Annotated in this window: 19 protein-coding genes and 1 pseudogene; 11 read left to right on the top strand and 9 right to left on the bottom strand. The window is 50.0% G+C overall.

Features of this window, described 5'->3' with window-relative positions:
- Positions 1 to 2: 2 nt before the first annotated feature.
- On the bottom strand, positions 3 to 554 hold the full coding sequence (gene ssuE, locus BG55_RS19510) for an NADPH-dependent FMN reductase (protein ID WP_034941103.1): 552 nt from the start codon (positions 552 to 554) through the stop codon (positions 3 to 5).
- A 404-nt stretch (positions 555 to 958) separates the two neighbouring features.
- Between ssuE and pyrD the strand changes: the two genes are divergently transcribed.
- Positions 959 to 1,966, top strand: a complete 1,008-nt coding sequence (pyrD, locus tag BG55_RS19505) for a quinone-dependent dihydroorotate dehydrogenase (RefSeq protein WP_034941100.1) — start codon at positions 959 to 961, stop codon at positions 1,964 to 1,966.
- Positions 1,967 to 2,130: 164 nt separating this feature from the next.
- Positions 2,131 to 2,676 (top strand): cell division protein ZapC, encoded by a 546-nt coding sequence (locus BG55_RS19500; RefSeq protein WP_034941098.1) that lies wholly within the window; start codon positions 2,131 to 2,133, stop codon positions 2,674 to 2,676.
- A 141-nt stretch (positions 2,677 to 2,817) separates the two neighbouring features.
- Here the strand turns inward: BG55_RS19500 and BG55_RS19495 are convergent, their stop codons facing one another.
- Positions 2,818 to 3,933, bottom strand: a complete 1,116-nt coding sequence (locus BG55_RS19495; RefSeq protein ID WP_034941095.1) for a YcbX family protein — start codon at positions 3,931 to 3,933, stop codon at positions 2,818 to 2,820.
- 134 nt (positions 3,934 to 4,067) lie between these two features.
- Here BG55_RS19495 and rlmKL point away from each other — a divergent pair, with 134 nt between their 5' ends.
- From rlmKL to rmf, 6 genes are all read left to right on the top strand, one after another.
- Positions 4,068 to 6,188, top strand: coding sequence for a bifunctional 23S rRNA (guanine(2069)-N(7))-methyltransferase RlmK/23S rRNA (guanine(2445)-N(2))-methyltransferase RlmL (gene rlmKL / locus BG55_RS19490; protein ID WP_034941349.1), 2,121 nt, complete (start codon positions 4,068 to 4,070; stop codon positions 6,186 to 6,188).
- A 5-nt stretch (positions 6,189 to 6,193) separates the two neighbouring features.
- Positions 6,194 to 8,104 (top strand): ABC transporter ATP-binding protein, encoded by a 1,911-nt coding sequence (locus BG55_RS19485; protein ID WP_034941094.1) that lies wholly within the window; start codon positions 6,194 to 6,196, stop codon positions 8,102 to 8,104.
- Between the two features lie 29 nt (positions 8,105 to 8,133).
- Positions 8,134 to 9,408: a membrane integrity-associated transporter subunit PqiA gene (gene pqiA / locus BG55_RS19480; RefSeq protein WP_034941092.1), complete on the top strand. Its 1,275-nt coding sequence runs from the start codon at positions 8,134 to 8,136 to the stop codon at positions 9,406 to 9,408.
- Positions 9,395 to 11,035, top strand: a complete 1,641-nt coding sequence (pqiB, locus tag BG55_RS19475) for an intermembrane transport protein PqiB (RefSeq protein ID WP_034941090.1) — start codon at positions 9,395 to 9,397, stop codon at positions 11,033 to 11,035. The genes pqiA and pqiB overlap by 14 nt, the downstream gene beginning before the upstream one ends.
- Positions 11,035 to 11,622, top strand: a complete 588-nt coding sequence (gene pqiC, locus BG55_RS19470; protein WP_034941087.1) for a membrane integrity-associated transporter subunit PqiC — start codon at positions 11,035 to 11,037, stop codon at positions 11,620 to 11,622. Before pqiB ends, pqiC begins: the two co-directional genes overlap by 1 nt.
- 415 nt (positions 11,623 to 12,037) lie before the next feature.
- Positions 12,038 to 12,205: a ribosome modulation factor gene (rmf, locus tag BG55_RS22150; RefSeq protein WP_071995068.1), complete on the top strand. Its 168-nt coding sequence runs from the start codon at positions 12,038 to 12,040 to the stop codon at positions 12,203 to 12,205.
- Positions 12,206 to 12,306: 101 nt separating this feature from the next.
- Here the strand turns inward: rmf and fabA are convergent, their stop codons facing one another.
- Both fabA and BG55_RS19460 read right to left on the bottom strand, forming a co-directional pair.
- A complete protein-coding gene (gene fabA / locus BG55_RS19465) occupies positions 12,307 to 12,825 on the bottom strand; it encodes a bifunctional 3-hydroxydecanoyl-ACP dehydratase/trans-2-decenoyl-ACP isomerase (protein WP_034941085.1) in 519 nt (172 codons plus the stop codon).
- 67 nt (positions 12,826 to 12,892) lie between these two features.
- Complete coding sequence (locus tag BG55_RS19460; RefSeq protein WP_034941083.1) at positions 12,893 to 14,647, bottom strand: AAA family ATPase; 1,755 nt, start codon at positions 14,645 to 14,647, stop codon at positions 12,893 to 12,895.
- A 172-nt stretch (positions 14,648 to 14,819) separates the two neighbouring features.
- Here BG55_RS19460 and matP point away from each other — a divergent pair, with 172 nt between their 5' ends.
- On the top strand, positions 14,820 to 15,284 hold the full coding sequence (gene matP, locus BG55_RS19455; protein WP_034941082.1) for a macrodomain Ter protein MatP: 465 nt from the start codon (positions 14,820 to 14,822) through the stop codon (positions 15,282 to 15,284).
- Between the two features lie 305 nt (positions 15,285 to 15,589).
- Here the strand turns inward: matP and ompA are convergent, their stop codons facing one another.
- Positions 15,590 to 16,657, bottom strand: coding sequence for a porin OmpA (gene ompA, locus BG55_RS19450; protein WP_034941080.1), 1,068 nt, complete (start codon positions 16,655 to 16,657; stop codon positions 15,590 to 15,592).
- Positions 16,658 to 17,004: 347 nt separating this feature from the next.
- Positions 17,005 to 17,502 (bottom strand): SOS-induced cell division inhibitor SulA, encoded by a 498-nt coding sequence (gene sulA, locus BG55_RS19445; protein ID WP_034941079.1) that lies wholly within the window; start codon positions 17,500 to 17,502, stop codon positions 17,005 to 17,007.
- A gap of 199 nt (positions 17,503 to 17,701) precedes the next feature.
- Here sulA and BG55_RS19440 point away from each other — a divergent pair, with 199 nt between their 5' ends.
- Entirely contained in the window at positions 17,702 to 18,337 is a 636-nt protein-coding gene (locus BG55_RS19440; RefSeq protein ID WP_034941078.1) for a TfoX/Sxy family DNA transformation protein, read from the top strand.
- Here BG55_RS19440 and yccS read toward each other — a convergent pair.
- Together yccS and BG55_RS19430 are read right to left on the bottom strand one after the other, a co-directional pair.
- Complete coding sequence (yccS, locus tag BG55_RS19435) at positions 18,327 to 20,465, bottom strand: YccS family putative transporter (protein WP_235192803.1); 2,139 nt, start codon at positions 20,463 to 20,465, stop codon at positions 18,327 to 18,329. The genes BG55_RS19440 and yccS overlap by 11 nt on opposite strands.
- A 7-nt stretch (positions 20,466 to 20,472) precedes the next feature.
- Positions 20,473 to 20,919: pseudogene (locus BG55_RS19430) on the bottom strand (YccF domain-containing protein).
- 133 nt (positions 20,920 to 21,052) lie between these two features.
- Here BG55_RS19430 and helD point away from each other — a divergent pair.
- A complete protein-coding gene (gene helD / locus BG55_RS19425; RefSeq protein WP_034941074.1) occupies positions 21,053 to 23,104 on the top strand; it encodes a DNA helicase IV in 2,052 nt (683 codons plus the stop codon).
- 12 nt (positions 23,105 to 23,116) lie between these two features.
- Here helD and BG55_RS19420 read toward each other — a convergent pair whose 3' ends face one another.
- Entirely contained in the window at positions 23,117 to 23,578 is a 462-nt protein-coding gene (locus BG55_RS19420) for a methylglyoxal synthase (protein ID WP_034941072.1), read from the bottom strand.
- Positions 23,579 to 23,649 lie beyond the last annotated feature (71 nt).

Genomic DNA, 23,649 nt, shown 5'->3' with positions numbered 1-23,649 from the left:
CCTTAAACCGCTGCGGCGAGCGGGTGATGACGGCGAGCCAGAGCATGGCGGAAGGTTTCAACCGACTCAGCAATGCGTGAAGCCAGAAGAGATGAGAACTGTGGCTGGCGATCGTAATGGGTAATTTGCGAATCATCAGCAAACACGCCATGCAGCACCTCTTGTGCCTTTAACGCATTCAGCACGGGTTTGAGGGCATAATCGACGGCCAGCATATGAGCAAGGGTGCCGCCAGTTGCCAGCGGCAGCACCACTTTGTGTTCCAGCGCGCGTTCAGGCAGCAGGTCCAGCAGGGTTTTTAACGCGCCGGAAAAAGAGGCTTTATATACCGGCGTGGCAACGATCAGTCCATCAGCGCTGGCAAGATCTTCTGTCAGTGCCAGCACCGCCGGGGAATCAAAACGGGCACAGATAAGATCCTCAGGATGAAAATTGTGCAGATTCCATGGAATAACCTCAATGTCATGGTGTTCCAGCGTTTGCTGGCAGAGGGTCAGTAGCGCAGTGGAGCGTGAAGGATAACGGGGGCTTCCCGCCAGTGTAATAACGCGCATAACCACTCCTTATAGCTAAAAGTTATTGATTAAACTTATTTGCGAAAATTTGAGACTATCCTGACAGAGGGAAAGGTGAGGCTTAAATGATTTATCTGGCAGAACTAAGTCAGTTTCTGAATAAAGAAGCGGGGCAGGAGAGAAACGGCGTTGTCCGGGTGACGGATGCTTAAACGTTTTACTTTGCGGTAAAAGGACTTTACCATTTCCCTCCGCGCCTGCACCGTCACTGCGTTTCCTGTCTGCCAGTCCGGCCTGACCGGCTGCTTTCTCACACCACTTATCAACATGAAAAGTGGGAAGGAACCTTTGCTGACGGATAACGTCATTTTCAGGGGTACTGTCTGCGAACAGTGACCATTACTCTTTTCCCGCCCGGATAGCCGGGTATTCAGGAGCGATTCATGTACAACCTGGTTCGTAACGCGCTGTTTCAGCTTGATGCCGAGCGTGCGCATGAACTTACCCTTCAGCAATTACACCGCTTAAGTGGCACACCGCTGATTAATCTGCTGCGTCAGAGACTTCCTGATAAACCGGTTACCTGTATGGGACTGAATTTTAAAAATGCGCTGGGTCTGGCCGCGGGTCTTGATAAGAACGGTGAATGTATAGATGCTTTTGGCGCGATGGGCTTTGGCTTTATCGAAATTGGCACCGTCACGCCGCGCCCACAGCCGGGAAATGATAAACCGAGAATGTTTCGCGTACGGGAAGCCGAAGGCATTATCAACCGGATGGGATTTAATAATCTGGGCGTCGATAATCTGATTGAGAATGTCAAAAAATCACATTTCGATGGTGTGTTAGGGATCAATATCGGCAAAAATAAAGATACCTCTGTCGAGCTGGGTAAGAATGATTATTTAACCTGCATGGATAAAATTTATCCTTATGCAGGTTATATTGCGATCAATATTTCCTCACCCAATACCCCTGGTTTACGCACGCTGCAATATGGTGAAGCGCTGGATGATCTTTTACTGGCGGTAAAACAAAAACAGAAAGATCTTGAAATACTTCATCATAAATATGTTCCGCTGGCAGTGAAGATCGCACCGGATCTCTGTGAAGAGGAATTGATCCAGATTGCTGACAGCTTAGTTCGTCATAATATAGACGGCGTCATTGCCACAAACACCACGCTCGATCGTGCGCTCATTTCAGGTTTAAAACACAGTAATGAAGCGGGTGGCCTGAGTGGTCGTCCTGTGCAGTTGCGCAGTACGGAAGTTATCCGCCGTCTGTCACTGGAGCTGAAACAGCGTCTGCCCATTATCGGTGTCGGTGGAATAGATTCACTGATCTCTGCGCGGGAAAAAGTCGCCGCCGGCGCGTCACTGCTACAAATATATTCAGGTTTTATTTATAAAGGTCCGCCGCTGATAAAAGAGATTGTGACTCACCTCTGACTCATTTCTTAAGATAACCGTGCCGGGGGCTTTATTTCCGTCTCTGGCTCGTTTATATTTTGTCCTGTTTAAACATTATTCATCCTGATTTGGCTACAGACATTCTTATTCAGCCAATTATGTTTTGAATAGCAGTTCTCCTTTTTTATCTTACAGGACAGATCATGAGGATTAAACCTGACGACAGCTGGCGCTGGTTTTTTGATGCTGAACACGATCGCATGATGCTGGATCTGGCTGACGGGATGCTGTTTCGGTCGCGCTTTCCCCGTAAGATGTTAACCCCTGATGCCTTTGAAAATTCAGGGTTTTGTGTTGATGATGCCGCGATGTTTTTCACCTTTGAAGAACGCTGCCGCGACTGTGAGTTGAGTACCGATCAGCGTGCTGAGTTGGTGCTAAATGCGCTGGTCGCCTGTCGTTTTCTGAAGCCGCTGATGCCGAAAAGCTGGTATTTTGAGGCGGGCAACCCGCGAGGCTGGCAGCCCTCAGAAGGGGAGTTGGTGGTGGTGCGGCTTTGCGATAAGAGTGAAGAAGCGGTTCTGCTGGTGGTGGAAGCGGGAGATAATGCGGCGTTATGTTTGCTGGCACAACCTGGTCTGACGCTTGCCGGAAAAAGTATGGTGCTGGGTGATGCGATTAAAATAATGCACGATCGTCTCAAGCCTTACGCTCAGTCACAGAACCTCTCTCTTGCCCGTGCGGTTTAATGTCAAGCCGTATCGCTGAAATCTTTGATTTCTACGGTGCGGTAAGACTGGCCGGAAATAACAACATCCTGCTATTTACTCATCTCTTCGTTGTTCGCCGGGATGTTAATACCGAATCTGAGCGGCCAGGTTAAAAACATTTTAACTGCTGGTCAGTTGCAGATCCCCCGCCGGAATACAGCAGCAGCTGAGGATGGTGCCATCCTCACGTTGCCCCACCTTTTTCAGTGCATGTACCTGACCAGAAAGCAGTCTTATCCTACAGCTACCACAAATCCCGGCGCGGCAGGAGTAAGGGATACGGTAGCCCTGTAACTCCAGCTGTTCTAACAACACCTGCTGATTATTTCCCCGGAACGTTTCACCCTGCCAGCTAATATTAAGCTCTCCGGACGTCTGGTCGTGGGATCCCGGTGACTCTGCTGACTGACCGACACCGTAGCGGCGTGGAGAGTGATGGCTTATCACCTCAACGTCATCACCTGCCCGGATAATTCCTGTGGTGCGGGCTGTCAGGTTCAGTCCGAAATCGACATCAGTCTGTTTATCGCTGGCGGTACGGAAGGTTTGTAACGTGCTTAATGGTTCACCTGTGGGATGTCTGCGTCCTTTATCCGGACTGACCGTGCTCAATACACAGCGGTTGCAGGGTTTGGCCACATCGAACAGCTGATTACCCACACGCACAACTGACCAGCTGTCCTCCTCCCAGGCGCGACCACCGGCTACCACCAGATTAGGGCGAAACTGTTCCAGCCGGATCCCGGCCGGGCAACGCTGGCGTAAATCGTGTAACGAGGCTTCGTTAATTAACAGAAAGGGAAAGCCATCGGCAAACCCTAATGGAACCTGTTGAAAGCGTTTGACCCGGCGACTCATGTTGTTGCCAACCCAGCGTAACTGGACCGGATGTGGGAAAAACTGACTCAGCCATGCATTGACTGAATCAGGGGCAATCAACGCGGTGAACTGGTTTCCCCAAACTTCGGTTGCTGCGGCCTCCGGACTGAAGTCAGCATAGCGAACGCTGGCGCAACTGTTATCCGGCGCGCTCAGCAGCAGGCCATCAGGAAGCAGTGCTGGGGTGAACATCACCATTTCCGGATACTGACGGGCGGTAATAAAGGTGCCATTGACATCGGTGAGCATAAATATCCGGTCAAAGGCCAGACCACTTGCCAGCGTTTGTGCATGGGAAATCTGCATCCCTCGCATCGATTTTACCGGATGGATGAACAGGCGTGACAGGGTGAGCATGCGAACTCCGGACTGAAGCGTGACGGTGGCAATGACAAACAGTCAGATTGCTGACGAAAAGAAGCTAACTTTATGACATGCGTCTGTGATTAGCTATAATGCGCAGCAATTTTCTGAAGACGATAAGTGACGTTATGAATTCTCTGTTTGCCAGTACGGCACGTGGGCTTGAAGAGCTGTTAAAAAGTGAACTGGAAGCGTTGGGGGCTACGGCCTGCAAGGTGGTTCAGGGCGGCGTGCATTATGAAGGTGACGATCGTCTGATGTATCAGAGCCTGCTGTGGAGTCGGCTGGCATCGCGCATTCTGCTGCCGCTGACAGAATGTGGCGTTTACAGCGATGTTGATCTCTACCTCGGTGTTCAGGCCGTTGACTGGCCCGCGATATTTGGCAGCGATAAAACTTTTGCTGTGCATTTCAGTGGACTGAATGAGGTGATCCGCAACAGCCAGTACGGTGCGCTGAAGGTTAAAGATGCCATTGTTGACAGCTTTACCCGCAAAAACTTACCCCGCCCGGATGTCGACCGTGAGCAGCCAGATATTCGTATTAACGTCTGGTTAAATCATGATAAAGCCAGTATTGCCCTCGATCTGAGTGGCGACGGATTGCATCAGCGTGGCTACCGCCAGCAGACCGGAGCGGCACCGCTAAAAGAAAACCTGGCGGCGGCTATCGTGCTGCGATCCGGCTGGAAGCCCGGCATCGCTATGGTTGATCCGATGTGTGGTTCGGGCACCTTGCTGATTGAAGCGGCAATGATTGCCAGCGATCGTGCGCCTGGTTTGCACCGCAATCACTGGGGCTTCAACGCCTGGAGCCAGTTTGATGCCACCTTATGGCGTGAACTGAAAAGTGAAGCACAGGCCCGCGCCAGTCGCGGGCTGCGAGCGACGACGTCGCGTTTTTATGGTTACGATAACGATCAGCGCGTTATTGAGCGCGCCCGCGTCAATGCGCGTAAGGCCGGGCTGGCCGATCTTATCGGCTTTAACGTTCAGGATGTGTTGAAACTGACCAATCCGCTGACGGACGGCACGGCTGGAACGGTACTGAGTAACCCGCCGTATGGCGAGCGTCTGGAGAGTGAACCGGCATTGATCGCCTTGTACAGCCAGACGGGGCGTATCATGAAACAGCATTTTGCCGGCTGGAATCTGTCATTGTTCAGTGCCTCTCCTGAACTGCTCAGTTGCCTGCAACTGCGTGCTGAACGGCAGTTTAAGGCTAAAAATGGTCCGCTGGACTGTGTGCAGAAAAATTATCAGCTGGCCGCCACCGGTGCAGCGCCACAGGGGAATGCGCAGATAGCTGAAGACTATGCCAATCGTCTGCGCAAGAATCTTAAAAAGCTGGAGAAATGGGCGAAGCAGGAAGGGATTGAGTGCTATCGCATCTACGATGCCGATCTGCCTGAATATAACGTTGCGGTGGATCGCTATGCCGAGTGGGTGGTGGTACAGGAATACGCCCCACCAAAAACCATCGATGCGACTAAGGCCCGTCAGCGTCTGTTTGATGTGCTGGCGGCTACGCTCAGTGTGCTTGAGTTGCCCGCTAATCGCCTGGTGTTGAAAACGCGTGAGCGTCAGAAGGGCAAAAATCAGTATCAGAAAATGGGCGAGAAAGGCGATTTCTTTGAAGTCAGCGAATTTAACGCAAAACTGTGGGTCAACCTGACCGATTATCTGGATACCGGCCTGTTTCTGGACCACCGTATCGCCCGAAAAATGCTGGGGCAGATGAGTCAGGGCAAAGACTTTCTCAACCTGTTTGCCTATACCGGCAGCGCCAGCGTTCACGCCGGACTGGGCGGAGCGCGTAGTACCACCACGGTAGATATGTCACGCACTTATCTGGAGTGGGCCGAACGCAATCTGAGGCTTAACGGTTTGACGGGGCGGCAGCATCGGCTGATCCAGGCAGATTGTCTTAGCTGGCTGAGCGAATCTGACGAGCAGTACGATCTGATCTTTATCGATCCACCTACCTTTTCCAATTCGAAAAGAATGGAAGAGAGTTTCGACGTACAGCGTGACCATTTGCTGCTGCTTAAAAATCTGAAAAGGCTGCTGCGTAAAGGCGGCACCATTATGTTCTCCAATAACAAACGCGGTTTCAAAATGGACCACGACGGATTAAGCGGCCTGCATCTTACTGCGCAGGAAATCACCGCCAGCACTCAGTCGCAGGATTTTGCCCGTAATCGTCAAATTCACAACTGCTGGCTGATTACTCACGCTGGTAAGGAATAAGTAGCATGTCACTGATCAGTATTCATGGGGCCTGGCTGTCATTCAGCGATGCACCGCTGTTGGATAACACTGAGCTGCATATTGAAGAAAACGAGCGTGTCTGTCTGGTGGGCCGTAATGGTGCCGGTAAGTCCACACTGATGAAAATCATCAACCGCGAACAGCCGCTGGACGATGGCCGCATTATTTATGAGCAGGATCTGGTGGTGTCCCGTCTGCAACAGGATCCGCCACGGAATATCGCGGGTTCAGTGTATGATTTTGTGGCAGAAGGGGTCGAAGAACAGGCCGAATACCTCAAAGCTTATCATGCGATCTCTCACCAGGTTATGGAGGATCCCAGCGATAAAAATCTCAATGAAATGGCGCGGTTGCAATCCATTCTTGACCACCAGAACCTCTGGCAGCTGGAGAGCCGCATTCAGGATGTGCTGAAGCAAATCGGTCTTGATGGCGATGTGTCGCTTTCATCGCTTTCCGGTGGCTGGCTGCGCAAAGCCGCGTTGGGCAGGGCGCTGGTCAGCAACCCACGTGTGCTGATGCTGGATGAGCCAACCAACCATCTTGATATTGAAACCATTGACTGGCTGGAAAGCTTTTTAAAAACCTTCCAGGGCAGCATCATCTTTATTTCCCATGACCGCTCATTTATTCGCAACATGGCGACACGCATTGTCGATCTCGATCGCGGCAAGCTGGTTTCCTGGCCTGGTGATTACGATCAGTATCTGCTGGGTAAGGAAGAAGCGTTGCGGGTGGAAGAGATGCAGAATGCCGAATTTGACCGCAAGCTGGCCCAGGAAGAAGTGTGGATCCGTCAGGGGATCAAAGCCCGTCGCACCCGCAATGAAGGGCGCGTCCGTGCCCTGAAAGCCCTGCGTCGCGAGCGGTCAGAGCGTCGGGAAGTGATGGGCAAGGCAAATATGCAGGTCGAGGAAGCCAGTCGCTCCGGCAAGATTGTTTTTGAACTGGAAAATGTCAGCTACGCTGTCGGCGACAGGCAACTGGTGCGTGATTTTACCGTGCAGGTGCAGCGGGGTGACAAGATAGCCCTGATTGGCCCTAACGGCTGTGGTAAAACGACATTGCTGAAGCTGATGCTTGATCAGCTCAAGCCTGACAGTGGGCGGGTGCATATCGGGACAAAGCTGGAAGTGGCCTATTTTGACCAGCATCGCGCAGAACTTGACCCGGATCGCACGGTCATGGATAACCTCGCTGAAGGCAAACAGGAGGTGATGGTCAATGGTAAACCCCGCCATGTGTTGGGCTATTTGCAGGAGTTTCTGTTCCACCCCAAACGTGCAATGACGCCTGTCCGCGCGCTGTCGGGCGGTGAGCGTAACCGGCTGCTGCTGGCTCGTTTGTTCCTCAAGCCCAGCAATCTGCTGATCCTTGATGAACCCACCAACGATCTGGATGTTGAAACGCTGGAGCTGCTGGAAGAGTTGATTGATGGCTACCAGGGCACGGTGCTGCTGGTCAGCCATGACCGCCAGTTTGTTGATAACACCGTTACCGAATGCTGGATATTTGAAGGAACGGGCGAGATCGGTGCTTTTGTCGGGGGCTATCACGATGCGCAACGCCAGCGTGCGGCATACAAGCAGAGCCGGACGGTGGTAAAAGCGGAAAGTAAGACATCAGGTAAGGATAGCGAAAAAAGTGAGCCGGTCAGACGTTCAACTGGCAAGATGAGCTACAACCTGCAACGGGAGCTGGAACAGCTGCCGGAAAAGATGGAGGCGCTGGAGACTCAGCTGGCTTCCCTTCAGGCTAAAGTGGCAGAGAATACGTTTTTCAGCCAGCCGCATGAGGTGACACAACCTGTACTGGATGCACTGTCCGAGGCAGAACAGCAGCTGGAAGCGGCATTTGAGCGCTGGGAATATCTGGAATCGCTGAAAAACGGTTAAGGCAAAGGTCAGTTAGCAGAGGTTTTTTTATGTGCTCATCGCATCAGGCCGACAATTGGATACTTTGCCCACAGTGTGATCTGATGACGCAGCTGCCGCCATTGCCAACAGGCAGCAAGGCCAGTTGCCCGCGTTGTCATACCACGCTTTCCGCCAGCTGGCATGAGCCGCAAAAGCGTCCCAGCGCCTACGCGCTGGCGGCGTTGTTTATGCTGGTGCTGGCTAATCTGTTTCCATTTGTCAGTATGAAAGTGGCTGGTCTGAGTAGTGAAATCACATTGATGCGCATCCCACAGGTGATGGTCTCTGAGGACTACAGCAGCCTGGCGACACTCTTTATGTTGTTTGTACAGGCTGTCCCCGCTCTGTGCATGGTGATAATTCTGCTACTGGTTAACCCTGTCCGCCTGCCTTTGCCGCTTAAACGTATCATGGCGCGAATACTGTTCCATATTAAGAGCTGGGGAATGGCCGAAATCTTCCTCGCCGGCGTGCTGGTGAGCTTTGTAAAACTGATGGCCTATGGCGAAATCGGCATTGGCACCAGTTTTATTCCCTGGTGTCTGTTTTGTCTGTTACAGGTGCGCGCTTTTCAGTGTGTTGATCGTCGTGCTTTGTGGGCGCGGATTGCACCAGTACCGGCATTACCTGTGCAACCAGTTCCGGCGGTTGGCGGGCTGCAACAGGGACTGCGCTCATGTCGCTGCTGTACCGCTGTGTTGGCTGCTGAACAGTTCACCTGCCCTCGTTGTAAAACCGGCGGTCATGCCCGACGCATGCACAGTCTGCAATGGACGCTGGCGTTGCTGCTAACCTCTTTGTTGCTGTATATCCCGGCGAACCTGATGCCAATTATGGTCACTGAGGCGCTGGGCAGTAAAATTACTTCAACCATCATGGCCGGAGTAATTCTGTTATGGAGTGAGGGCTCTTATCCGGTCGCTCTGGTGATTTTTATTGCCAGTATCATGGTGCCTTCCCTCAAAATGCTGGCTATTGGCTGGTTGTGCTGGGACGCAAACGGCAACGGCAAAATGCATCAGGACAGTGATAAGATGCATAAAATTTATGAAGTCGTTGAATTTGTCGGGCGCTGGTCGATGATTGATGTTTTTGTTATTGCCGTCCTGTCTGCGCTGGTACGTATGGGAAGGTTAATGAGTATTTATCCTGCGATGGGTGCTTTACTGTTTGCCATCGTGGTCATTCTGACTATGTTTGCTGCGATGACATTTGACCCGCGTCTGAGCTGGGATCGTATACGAGAAAAAAGCCCTGAGGAGCCGAGCATTGAAGGAAAATAATCATGGCATGGCCACGGTTGATCAAATTAAACGCTGGTCACCTGTATGGATCATTCCCCTTGTTACGTTACTGATTGGCGCATGGATCCTGTTTTATCACTTCAGCCATCAGGGGCCTGAAGTCACCTTAATCACCACCAATGCTGAAGGAATCGAGGGCGGTAAAACAACCATCAAAAGCCGCAGTGTGGACGTCGGTGTGGTTGAAAGCGCGGTACTGACCGATGACCTGCATCATGTGGAAATTAAAGCCCGTTTGAATTCCGGAATGGAAAAATTGCTGAAGGGTGACAGCGCCTTCTGGGTGGTAAAGCCTGCTATTGGTCGGGAAGGGGTTACGGGTCTGGGTACTCTGCTTTCAGGCGCTTATATTGAGTTGCAACCCGGAAATAAAGGCGATCAGCCAGAGCATTATAAGCTGCTGGATGCGCCGCCGCTTGCTCCGCCGGATGCAAAGGGAATCCGTATTATCCTCGACAGCGCCAGAGCCGGACAACTCAATGCCGGTGATCCCGTGCTGTTTCGTGGTTATCGCGTTGGATCGGTTGAAACCAGTCATTTTGATCCGGATAAACGCCTGATGACTTACCAGCTGTTTATCGCTGCGCCATACGATCGTCTGGTGACCACCAATGTGCGTTTCTGGAAAGACAGCGGCATTGCTGTCGATATGTCAGCTTCGGGAATGCGGGTTGAAATGGGATCGCTTACCACGCTCTTTAGTGGTGGCGTCAGTTTTGATGTGCCGGAAGGGTGGGACCTCGGCCACGCAGCCGATAATCAGGCTGAATATAAGTTATTTGACGATCAACGTAGCATCCAGGATTCGTTATATACCGTCCACAAAGATTTCCTGATGTTCTTCAGCGATTCAATTCGTGGTTTGCAACCCGGTGCACCGGTAGAATTCCGCGGCATCCGTTTGGGTACGGTTGCTGAAGTCCCGTATCAGTCTAAAGAGGTGGCCCAGAACCTGAATAATGAATACCGCATTCCGGTTTTGATCCGTATTGAGCCCGATCGTTTCACCAGCATGCTCGGGAAAGACTTTGATATGGAGCAGCATCTGAAAGACGGTATCAAATCGGGTCTGCGCGCCTCACTGAAATCAGCAAACCTGTTGACCGGCTCGCTGTACATCGACCTGGACTTTTATGACAACGTCAAACCTTACAAAGGACCGGCTGCTTTTGCAGGTTACGAACTGATCCCAACCACCAGCGGTGGCCTGGCGCAGATTCAGCAGAAACTGATGGCCACCCTGGATAAGATCAACAATCTGCCGCTTAACCCAATGATTGGTGAGGCAACCGGTACGTTGAGAGAGAGTAAGGCAACGCTGCGTGAATTGCAGAAAACGTTGGACAATATCAATCAGATCACCAGTAGCCCGTCAATGAAACAACTGCCTGAAGACATGCAGAAAACCCTGCGTGAGCTGAACAGCAGTATGAAGGCTTTCCAGCCTGGCTCACCCGCTTACAGCAAAATGGTTGGCGACATGCAGCGGCTTGATCAGGTATTACGTGAATTGCAACCTGTGCTGAAAACGCTGAACAGTAAAAGTAATGCGCTGATATTTGAAGCGAAACCCGGACAAGATCCGCAGCCAAAGAGGGCGAAATAATGATGAGATGGCTTCCGGTCGCACTGGCTCTTAGCCTGACAGCCTGTTCCAGCACGCCAGAAACGACCTGGTATCAGCTGCCTGCAACAGGCAAAGGTAAGGTTATAGCTGCCAGCGGCAGTGATGTGCTTCGCCCGACCGTATTTGTTCAGCATGTTTCGGTTCCTGATTATCTTGCGGGTAACGGGTTGGTTTATCAGAGCAGTGATGTGAAATATGTCATTGCCAGCAACAATCTGTGGGCCAGTCCACTTGATCAGCAATTACAGCAAACACTGGTCGCTAATCTCAGTTATGCGTTACCAGGCTGGCTGGTCTCAGGTTCACCATCAGGTCAGCAGCAGGACATACTGAATGTCAACATCACCGGTTTTCATGGCCGCTATGATGGTCATGCCATCATCAGTGGCGACTGGTTACTGGAGCATCAGGGGCAGATTTTTAAACGTTCTTTTGCACTAAGCATACCGCAGACGGAAGATGGTTATGATGCTTTAGTCAGGGCCCTTGCCGGGGGATGGCAACAGGTTGCGCAGCAAATGGCAGATGCCATTCGCAAAGACGAAAAGCCTTTAATCAGCCATTAAAAACAACAGAAAGAGCTAGGCCCCTGGCTCTTTCTGTTTTACAACCAGAACTGCCCATCAAATACTCTCACCCACGTCAGTTTCTCATCTGCTACCGTTTTTGCGGATTCTGGCTCAATCAACAACGCTGCCCGCAATGCTACAGCGGTGAAAAATGTTATTTACTTAGCCAAAAAACAGGATTTTTCTCAGTCTGAGAATTTTTTTGTTTCTTAACCGGGAGTTATTACCTTTCTTAAAGTTATGGCGGGGCCGGTGCCTGAATTTTCCCATGAAAATGTGACATTGGCGTGAAATTTGCGCATTGATTTTTGCTCGTGATGGCGTTAGAAATTGAAAGGTGTCGGCAATTAATGCAGATACTGATTTCTTTCCACCAGATTCCACCTGACCTGAAGAGGGGATTACAGGCATGATGAAGAGACAGAAACGAGATCGACTCGAACGGGCACACTCCAGAGGCTACCAGGCCGGAATTACCGGGCGCTCCAAAGAAATGTGTCCCTATCAAATGATAGACGCGAGGTCTCACTGGTTGGGAGGTTGGCGACAAGCCATGGAGGACAGGACGGTTACCGCGTAACCGGAATGTTCATACGAAATGACCTGATTTGTACTGATGCTGACAGGCAGGTCATAAAGGAATAACCTCCGCTTATGCGGAGGTTAATATGTAATAAGCCGTTAAAATGCAGTCGTGTCTTTAAACAGACCTACTTTGAGATCGGTCGCGGTATAAATAACCTGACCATCTACCAGCACTTCACCGTCTGCCACACCCATCACCAGTTTGCGATTAATTACACGCTTGAAGTGAATACGGTAAGAGACTTTTTTAGCGGTTGGCAGCACCTGACCGGTAAACTTCACTTCACCAACCCCCAGTGCGCGTCCTTTACCTTCGGCACCCAACCAGCCCAGATAGAAACCGACCAGCTGCCACATAGCATCCAGACCCAGACAGCCCGGCATCACCGGGTCGCCTATAAAGTGGCATCCAAAGAACCACAGGTCGGGGTTGATATCCAGTTCTGCTTCCACAAAACCTTTGCCGTAATTACCACCGTCTTCGGTCATTTTAACCACACGGTCCATCATCAGCATGTTTCCGGCTGGCAATGGTGGGCCTTCAGCACCGAACAGTTCACCCCGTCCAGAGGCAATAAGATCTTCTTTTGTGTAGGATTCGCGTTTATCTACCATGTTCTCAGTAAGCCTTAATTAGTGAATCGCAAATTTTAACTTGCAGGTTTAAGCCGGACAAGCCTGGTTAATTCTGGTTAAACCAGTTCAGCCAGCGGAATGGCCAGCCGCCCTGGCGTCTGTCTTGTTGATTTAATTGAGCGATGCGTTCCTGAATCGATTTCAGCAGACAGGGGGCATCCTCTTTCTCCCACTCAACCCCAGTTAACAAAGGCAGCGCTTCATCAACACTACTTACCGCCCAGATATGGAATTTTTCCTCTCTGACCGCATCCACGACTTGCTGCTGTAACGAGAGATGACGGACATTAGCAAGGGGGATAATTACCCCCTGTTTACCGTTGAGGGTCCGCTGGTGACAAATGTGAAAAAAGCCTTCTATTTTTTCGTTAAGCCCGCCCACTGGTTGCACACGACCAAATTGATCGACAGACCCGGTAACGGCAATCTGCTGATTGATGGGCTGACAGGCAAGGGCGCTGATCAACGCGCACAAGCCGGCAAGTGAGGCACTGTCACCATCTAATTCGGAATAGGACTGTTCAAACACCAGTGATGCAGAAAAGGGTAATTGTTGCTCCAGCTCCAGCTCGGCGATTAGCCAGGCCTGCATGATCATCATCCCTTTTGCATGGATATTGCCACCCAACTCGGCTTTACGTTCCACATCGGTGAACTCGCCATCACCGGCATGTACGACACAACTGAGACGGGAAGGTTCTCCAAAGGCACGAGGATGACCGGGAAACTCAATCACCGAAAGTGCATTGATTTGACCAACCATTTCTCCTTCTGTTTCGATCAGGATCTGGTCATACAATATTTCATCACGCATCCGCTCGGCGAGAAAACCTTCCCGCCATTCACGAGTTTCCAGCGCACTCAGCATATGTTCGCTACAGAGAGCATTGTCGGGACTGTACATCAGTGCTTCCTGCAACTGGCGGGTTATCCACGCCGGAGACAGCGGCAAAGTCTCTTGGTCGCCGGTAAAGCGTGCGGCTTCCCGAATCAATACTGGCCAGAAGTCATCTGAAAGGGTGGTTATTTCTTCACCAGACGCCAGCATCCTTACCCACTTTATCCACTGGCTGAACGCTTCTTCATCAGTGATTTGAAGATTTTCCTCAAATTCAGCGTAGAGTGCCTGCATTGAGAGATCGGGCTCCATCTCCTGAAATTCGGCAAGCACATCACGTTCACCAGTCAACACCAGGCGGAATTGCATCGGCATCGACGGTATGACCACCGGCAGGGGGCGGCTTTCATCAGGGGAATACCAGTCAAACTGTTGAGTTGTCAGGATTTTCCTGAGCCTCAGCCACAATAACGGTTGAGCCAGCAAAGTTCGTAAGGACAGCAACAGAGTGCCGCCGTTGGCTTGATGAAGTAACCCTGGCTGTAAAGTCAGCGTCTGGTTATGCTGACGAACACAGCCGAAAAGCTGTTCAGCTTCGATCCAGTCGGCGTAGTGGATACCGCCCTGGCTGGCAAAATTGTCCTGTTCTGATTCCACAGGACGCCAGCTTACTGATACGCCATCAATCTGATAATGACCACCGTACAGTTCTGTGCCATCCTCAGCTGTAATATCAGCCATCACTTCCGTAAGCAGGGCGGTATATTCAGCGTTCTCCGCTGATTTGATCAGCATCAGTGGCAATCTTGCTGTCGTTTGCAGCAGCAAACTCAGCCCGTTAAAAAGACGGGGCTGAACCGAGGCAAAACAACTGGAATTGTCTTCAGGTATCTGCGAGAAAAAGGACTGAACATCATCAGTATCGGGCTGTAAGGCGCGCCATTCCAGTCGATTGTTGGTCAAAGTTATCGTATTTTCTCTGAATTGATTAAAACCACCATTATACTGGATTCCACTCTGTTAAGCATCGCAGAGATGCATTTACATTTATGGCAAGACACGGTCTGGTTTTCTGGGCGGCAGCGTTAAAAAAAGCTGTTATTCTAAGCAAATTAGTTAACCACATGAGATTGCGATGAAATATCAGCAACTGGAAAATCTTGAGAGCGGATGGAAGTGGAAATACCTGGTTAAAAAACACCGGGAGGGAGAAATGATTACCCGCTATCTGGAATTCAGTGCCGCACAGGTGGCGGTGGATGAACTTCTGGCCATGGAGAATCGTCCGGTCGATGTGTTGCAATGGATCGCTTGCCATATTAATCCGGCACTCGAGAACCGGATGAAACAAACCATTCGCGCCCGGCGTAAACGCCATTTTAATGCGGAGCATCAGCACACGCGAAAGAAGTCAATCGATCTGGAGTATCTGGTGTGGCAGCGCCTGGCTGGGCTGGCTCAACGTCGCAACAGCACCTTATCGGAAACCATAGTGCAGTTGATAGAAGATGCTGAATATAAAGAAAAATATGCCAGTCAGATGGACTCTCTTAAACAGGATTTGAAAGCCATTCTTGGCAAACCTGACCAGCCCGGCTGACAAAATCACTACTGATGCAAAAATTGCCTGGCAAACAAGCGACCAGAGAATTTATAACAGGAAACACAGGAAACAAGGCCGTGGTGAGAAATGGGTATAGATACTTCAGCTGAGAGTATGAGCAGTAAATTTTTCGGCAAGGTGTAACTGGGGAAAAAGTATATAACTGTTTCAGGTAAATCCGTAACAGATACAGGCACAGAGGATATGTTACTACTTAAGCAAATAACATTCTCTGTGCCTGTATTTTTTACCGCTCATTATCGGGCTATCCACAATATCTGAGCGGCACTATATCAAAGCGATCAACCCTGAGGCTGAGTTACCACGTCTTTGATACCTTTAACCTGGATTTCTACACGACGATCCGGTGCCAGGCAATCGATCAGGGCGTTACGGCCTTTCACGCTGTCACAGGTATTGCCGGTAACTGGGTTAGATTTACCCATGCCACGTGCAGAGATCTTGTTAGAAGGGATACCTTTAGAAACGAAATAGTCAACAACGGACTGAGCACGTTTTTCAGACAGCTTCTGGTTGTACTGCTCTGAACCGATACGGTCAGTGTAGCCCAGAACGACTACAGAACCATCTTTAGGATCCAGAGAGCTCAGCTGGGTGTACAGCTGATCCAGAGCCTGCTGGCCTTCTGGTTTCAGAGTCGCCTTGTTGAAGGTGAACAGAACGTCAGAACGCAGGGTGAAACGTTTGGTTTCAACAACAGGTGCTGGAGCCGGGGCTGGTGCTGGTGCCGGAGCAACAACATCATCCTGACCAAAGCGGTAAGATACGCCAAGGCTCAGCATACCGTTGTCAGGGCGAGTACCCACGGTGTTAGCATCACCGATGTTGTTAACCCACTGGTAATCCAGACGGGTTGCCCAGTTTTTGGTCAGAGCATATTCAACACCAACGGCTGCCAGTGGAGAAACACCGGTGTCGTGGTCGCTGATGCGAGTACCATTGTTATTCTGAGTAGAATCAGCACGCCATACCATGCCACCCAGACGGGTATACACGTCCAGATCGTCCATGATTGGGTAGCTCAGCTTAGCAGCCAGCTGAATACCTTGTGCCTTGAAAGCGCCGTTTACGTTGTTGCCTTTGTAAGGCATACGTCCCAGCCAGTCATAACCCAGTTCGAAGCCGAGATACTGGTTAGCCTGATAGCCACCGAATGCACCCGCGCCAAGCTGGCTTTCGTGAGTTGGACCGTCGTTGTTTACATAGCCATTACCATAGTAGCCAGTGTCGTGATACTGAGACCAGCCCAGTTTTGCACCAGTGTACCAGGTGTTATCTTTAGGGGCGGCCTGCGCTACGGTAGCGAAGCCAGCCAGTGCCACTGCAATTGCGATAGCTGTCTTTTTCATTTTTGCGCCTCGTTATCATCCAAATAGGCAATGAGCTTTCATTAGCTCTTTGATTAATCCTTCGCCGGGTTAAGACGCTCGATTATGTCTCATCCAAAAAAGGAAGATTATTGAGCACCCTGGCGACGTAAAGTCTACAACGTACTAGCAAACTTACAAGCATGATGTGACATACGTCTGTAAAAAAACAGAGAATCGTACACATTTTTACACATTTGCCAGAGAGGAATAACTGTAAAAGAAGCAGCAAAAAAACAGCTAACTCATTGTCACATCAAGTCATAACATAATCAGAGGCTTATCCCGGATGGATCGCGAATCTGGTCTAAGAATCTTCTTATTTTTACTTAATGATACAAACCAGACTGAATTTTAAGTCCATTCAGTGGTCCTTTGTGAGCAATTTTTCCTTGATCCGGACGCATGATCAGCCCAAGAGCCTGACCGCAGGTAGCTGCTTTCTGAAGTCTGGCCCGCTCATCTGCTGTGATTTCCTCTGGCAACCAGCCTAAAACCACACTGTAATTACCTGTCTGCAAGGCTTTGATCATGGCCTCAACGGTGGTAACAGGTAGCTGCATAACTTTGTTCAGTGGCAGACCAGATTGTGTGAGCCAGCTACGGCTCAGCTTTTGTCCGGGCGTCAGCCAAAGTTGCCACCGTGACTCAGTACCTAACTGCTGCAATAGTGGCACCAGAAGCAATTGGGCCATGCCCAACTCATTTTCACTGTAGACCAGTTCACTGATTAAACCCGTAGATTTACCTGATTGAGGGGTAGAACACGGGCGTGCTGCACGATAGCTGTTATTAGAATACTGATATTTCAGGAAATGTGTTTGCATAATGGCGTGGCTCGCATATCACTGTATGAATGTACAGTATAGGTATGATGAGCAAAGATCAATCTTATTTTTTCAAAACGCATCGCAAAATCGGAATGTAAGCGGATGGAACAGCAATTATTAATTGAACCTGTAACCGCTATTGCATACTTTTTCCCCGGAAAGTATCTGTACAGACACAAAGTAAGGAAAAAATATTATGGAAGACACTAAGAGTATGATTGCGATTACAAAAGACAAACTTGCACAGCTGGGAGACATTGCCTGCCGCAGCCAGTTTGGTGGTTTTAGTCTTTCTGTGGACCGTGTCGTTTTTGCCGTGGTTGCAGATGGGGAGCTGTATCTTCGTGCATGTGAGCAGGTCAGACCTTATATCACAGAGAGAAAGATGAAATCCCTGACGTTGAATAAAAGAGGAATTCCTGTCTCCCTGGAGTATTACCGGGTAGATGAGCCATTGTGGAAGGAACCACAGCAGCTATTAGCTTTATCAAAGCTTTGTTTACAAGGTGCAATGCAGCAACGGGCGTGGAACCAGCAGAACCGTCGGTTAAAAGATCTGCCCAATCTTACTATGCGTCTTGAGGTGCTGTTACGTCATGTTGGCATCAGCACAGTCAAAATGCTCAAAGAGCAGGGGTCCAGGCGGTGTTGGCTAAAATTGCATGCGCATAATCAAAATCTGGGGATCAACGTCCTCTTTGCCCTCGAGGGTGCCATCCTGGGGCGGCACCATCAGGCATTGCCCCAGGCGATTAAAGCTGAGCTTCGACACTGGTACTGTGAAACGCTGCGCCTGAAGCGCTACGCTGAAAAACTAAAATCTACCCGTTGATAATCTGCTTCTTTAACTGTGAAATTTCCGGAAGCAGTGCAACCAGTAAGCCTGTTTGTTGCAGAACCAGCGACTCTTTTGTTTCCGGCCTGGCTTCCATTGCCTTAATACGCAGCGACAGATTGCTCAGCAGTCGCTGCGCTTTTGCTTCATCCTGCGTTTCCATCTGTAATACATCATCAACATAGCAGACTGCATCATCCAATAGTTGCAGCATTAAAGAATCGGTGAGTTTTTCCCGGTGTGCGCCCAGTGCTGAAACATAACTCAGAAAAGAATGGTTCAGGCACAGGAATCGGAAGGCATTTTCACGAAGTGATGCACTGACATTTTTTTCAGCTGAAATATTTGAGACGACGGAAGCCAGTTCAGCATCGCTGTTGTGAGCATCACGTCGGGCAATCCGGTAATCCAGACGATTATCTTTACCCTGATGATATTGCACAAGAATCGCATCAAGATAGCGACAATGGGTATGCAAAGTCTGCCTGATAATCGAAGAGAGACGGCGAAAACGCCAGTCCGGCCAGATAAACGCTACGGCCAGCCACGCAATGCCACAGCCAATAAGCGTATCGATAATCCGGGGCAGTGCAACCTCAAAACCTTCACCCAGCAAATTAAAACAGCATAAAACCAGCAGCGTGATAAACAGGGTTGCGTTGGCATATCGTGACTGACGAAAGGCAAAAAACAGCACCCCACTAATAACAATCAGGATGAGTTGCCCCTCTACGGAAGGTATCAGCCACAGCAGGGGTAAACCGACGACAATACCGGCCAGAGTGCCGACAATACGCAAAGCCAGTCGACGTTTGGTCGCATTATAATTGGGCTGACAGACAAATAAGCTGGTCAGGAGGATCCAGTAGCCATGCTCCATTCCGGTCAGTTTAATAAAAGCATATCCACTACACAGCAGCAGCGACATGCGCACCGCATGGCGAAAAAGGGCTGAGTCAGGTGTAAGATGTCGGCTGATTCTCAACCTGATATCCTGCCAGCCGGTCAACCCCTCGCTTGAAAGTGCCTGATCGTGGTTATTGTAATCCTGAACTACATCCTGTTCTGATTCGACAGCCGCCAGCTGTGCGTCGATGGCTTTAAGGTTATGTAACAGAAATGTCATTGCCTGCACATCGCTGTTGGTCGGATGAGATGTGCTCAGACGCCGCAGCGCCGCATGCAGATGCATAAAACTGCGCTCAAAACGGACATCATGCTGATATCTTTCACGCATCAGGATGCAATTTGCCAATTGTTGACAGGCTTTACCCTGAAGTGAGAGGAGCCGTTGAAAGCGAAACAGAATATCGCTGTAACGATACTCACGGCGTAAAGCATGGTACTGAGCATGAGAAGAACTGGCGCGTTCGTGAATATCCTGAGCGACAAAATAGTAGTGCAGTGTACGCCGTGTTCCTCGTTGCCCCCGATCGCCGCGTAGGCGCGACTGAATGGAAATTTTTGTCTGATTAAGGACAGAGACTAACTGACTGTTAGTCATAGCAACATCAATCAAAGACTTATCATCATGTTCTTCGATATCAGGATCAAAAAGGCCTGCCTTTGCCTCCAGATAAACAGCTAAACCTTCAAAGCATCGGGCGATATTTTCCTGTAATGGACGAATGGGAAAAATCAGGTGTCCGGTCAGCGTCAGGAGATTATACCAGACGGCACCGCACAGCAGCAGTGACGGCTGAAGATACCACTGTGGAAACAGGCCGACGCCCAGCAGCGTATAGATGGCAATGAGCAAAGCGCCAAAAGCAATAGTGGCGTAGCGTTGTCCCAGCGCCCCAAGCAGGATGAAACTCCAGGTTGACAGCGCCAGTCCAATGGTGAACAGCCAGGGATACGGTGACAGCAGCTCAACAGAGAGGGATGCAGCACAAAAACAGATCAGTGTAATCAGTAAATTGCGCAGCCGACCACTCAGTCGGTCATCCAGGTCGGTCAGTGCAGCAGCAACCACACCTAATGTTAACGGAATGGTCCAGCTAATTTGTCCCAGCCACCACGGCAGGCCCACACTTCCTGATAAGGCAATGAGGATGCGCAGGTTATACAGCAGTGTGCTGTTACAGGCATAGCGTCTCAGGTGTGGCGTTAACATTAAGCGCATTGATGCCTCAGTTAAAACGACGGCGGGCGTTGGCCTCACGGGCGGCTCTGGCGACCTCAACGCTGACGACGCGACGACCCACAGGCCACAGGGCAATGACGGCAATTTTAAAGTTCGCGATGCCCGTCGGAATGCCGATCAGAGTGATGCACTGCGTTATACCCGCCATGATATGCATCAGGCACAACTACCAACCAAAAAAGATGAACCACAAAATATTTAACAAGGTTCCTCCGGAGTTCATCAGCACATTTCTTTTTTCGGGATTAAGCTCATCAACATGTACTGCTTCATTGCCGTAAGGCAAGAGGGACAGTTTGGTAATTTCCCAGCAGGAGCGGGTTAGTGGCAAAGTGAAGATGAAAATGATGCTGATTAGCGTCGCAATCAGCCAGCAAAAGGTGGTGAGAAAACCGCCCAGAATAAAATTCAAAATATTTAAAACTGCACGCATTGGTACTGTTCCTTATGTCTGCTACTTATAACGCGATTCAATTGCTTGATTGTACCGCGTTTTAAGGCTGGAGCGGTACAGTGCCAGCCGTTAAACTGTTGCCAACATACGATAACCACACCTGAGAAAGATTATGGAACTGAAAGCGACGTCGCTGGGTAAGCATCTGGCACAACATCCCTATAATCGGGTGAGGTTATTGTCAGCAGGTATCGAGGTCAGTGGTGAAAAACATGAGTATCTGATTCCTTTTAATCAACTTCTGGCTATCAGATGTAAACGTGGTCTGGTGTGGGGAGAGCTTGAATTTACGTTGCCTGATGAAAAAGTCGTGCGGCTGCATGGAACGGAATGGCAGGAAACTCAACGTTTTTTTCATTATCTGAATCAGTCGTGGCAGAGCTGGAGTACGGAGATGAGTAACATTTCAGCTCAGGTTCTCAATGACGCAGTGACCAGGATCAAACATCTTGAGCAACAGGATAAATGGTTAAAACGCAGCGATATCGCTGAATGGGATCAGGCCGTGTTGCAGGCCTTTGCTTCCCTTCCTCTGCCAGTAGCAAGGTTGCCGGAGTTCACTAACTGTCGTGATGCGTATCAGTTTCTTCAGCAATGGCTGGAAAACGGCGATGGACGTCGCAAAGAACGTAATACGCAGTGGTCGCAGAAAATGCTGCAACAGTATGCAGACTATTTTAATACCGTTGAAACATCCCCGCTCAATACGTCCCAGGCCAGGGCGGTAATCAACGGTGAAGAGGCCGTGCTGGTGTTGGCGGGGGCTGGAAGTGGAAAGACATCGGTGCTGGTCGCTCGTGTCGGCTGGTTATTGACGCGCAGGCAGGCAACACCGGACCAGATTCTGTTGCTGGCGTTTGGTCGTAAAGCAGCGGAAGAGATGAACGACCGCATCACTGCTCGTCTGGATACGGAAGGTATTCAGGCGCGAACCTTTCATTCACTTGCACTTCATATCATCCAGCAGGGCAGCACAAAGTCACCGAAGATTAGCAAACTGGAGACGGACAGTAAGTTGCGACAGCAACTGCTGATTGATATCTGGCGTCAGCAATGCAGTGAAAAAAAGGCGCATGCCAATGGCTGGCGGCAGTGGCTGGAAGGTGATCTTGACTGGCAGCCGGGCGAGGATTTCTGGAATGATGAGCGGTTGGCGAAACGACTGGTGAGTCGTCTGGAGCAATGGCTTGGGCTGATGCGAATGCACGGTGGTGCCCAGGCGGCAATGATTGAGTCAGCACCTGAAGACATGCGTGAGCAGTTTGCCAAACGGGTGAAGTTGATGGCACCGATTATGAAAGCCTGGAAACGTGAACTTAAAGAAGAGGGGGCTGTGGATTTTTCAGGGCTGATTCATCAGGCGATCAATATTCTCGATAAAGGCCGTTTTATTACCCCGTGGAAACATATTCTGGTGGATGAATTTCAGGATATTTCACCACAACGAGCTGCACTGCTGGCTGCGCTCAGAAGGCAGAATAAACAAACTTCACTGTTTGCCGTAGGAGATGACTGGCAGGCTATATACCGTTTTAGCGGTGCGGAAATGACGCTAACCACTGCTTTTCACCATCACTTTGGCGAGGGTGAAAGTTGTATTCTTGATACCACCTACCGCTTTAACGATCGCATTGGCGAGATTGCCAGTAATTTTATCCAGAGCAACCCGTATCAGTTAAAAAAACCGCTGAACAGCGTGAGTAAAGGAAATAAAAAGTCTGTCTTGCTGTTACCTGAGGCGCAGCTGGAAGCATTGCTGGATAAACTGAGCGGTTATGTCACGCCGGATGAACGGATATTAGTGCTCACCCGATACCATTATCTGCGTCCACATTTGCTGGAAAAAGCGGTCACCCGATGGCCAAAATTGAAAATTGACCATGCAACCATCCATGCCAGCAAAGGTCAGCAGGCAGATTACGTGTTACTGCTGGGGCTGAAGGCGGGAAGTGATGGGTTTCCGGCAGTTGCCCGCGAATCAGTAATGGAGAAAGCGTTGTTGCCTCAACCTGAAGATTTTATGGATGCTGAAGAGAGAAGACTGGCTTATGTCGCCATTACACGCGCCAGAAAACAAGTGTGGATGCTGTTTGATGCTGACGCGCCGTCAGTATTCGTTGAGGAGTTCAAACGACTCGGCGTTCCGGTACTACGTAAACCGTAAAGTTAAGCAGGATTATGACTTAAGACGTTCCTGTAAATAACGCTGATAATCCGGGATGACAATTGCGACCTCAGTGGAAAACAGCGGAGAGTGGATGATAAAATCGGCGGTTGAACGGTTAGTCGCAACCGGGATATTCCACACGGTGGCCAGACGTAAAAGTGCTTTTACATCGGGATCGTGCGGCACGGCATTCAACGGATCCCAGAAGAAGAACAATACGTCAATTTTTCCTTCCGATATCAACGCGCCCACCTGCTGATCGCCGCCCATTGGTCCGCTTAACATCGCGGTAACCGACAAACCGGTGGCCCGTTGAATCAGATTCCCCGTTGTACCGGTAGCATAAAGAGAGTGATGCTTTAAAACATCTTTGTGGGTATCGACCCAATCCATCAAAGATTTTTTACAATGGTCATGTGCGACCAGTGCAATATGTTTTTTTTGCTGAATCTGACGGGTGGTGTTCTCCATTACTGCATCCTTGTATTGGGTAAAAATATATAAAACTGAATACGCCTGGCGGGTAAGCACAAAGCATACAA

It is taken from the genome of Erwinia mallotivora, assembly GCF_000590885.1.
GTDB classification, from domain to species: Bacteria; Pseudomonadota; Gammaproteobacteria; order Enterobacterales; family Enterobacteriaceae; genus Erwinia; species Erwinia mallotivora.
The sequence above is the reverse complement of the archived record's forward strand: the minus strand, read 5'-3'. Positions and strand labels throughout refer to the sequence as shown.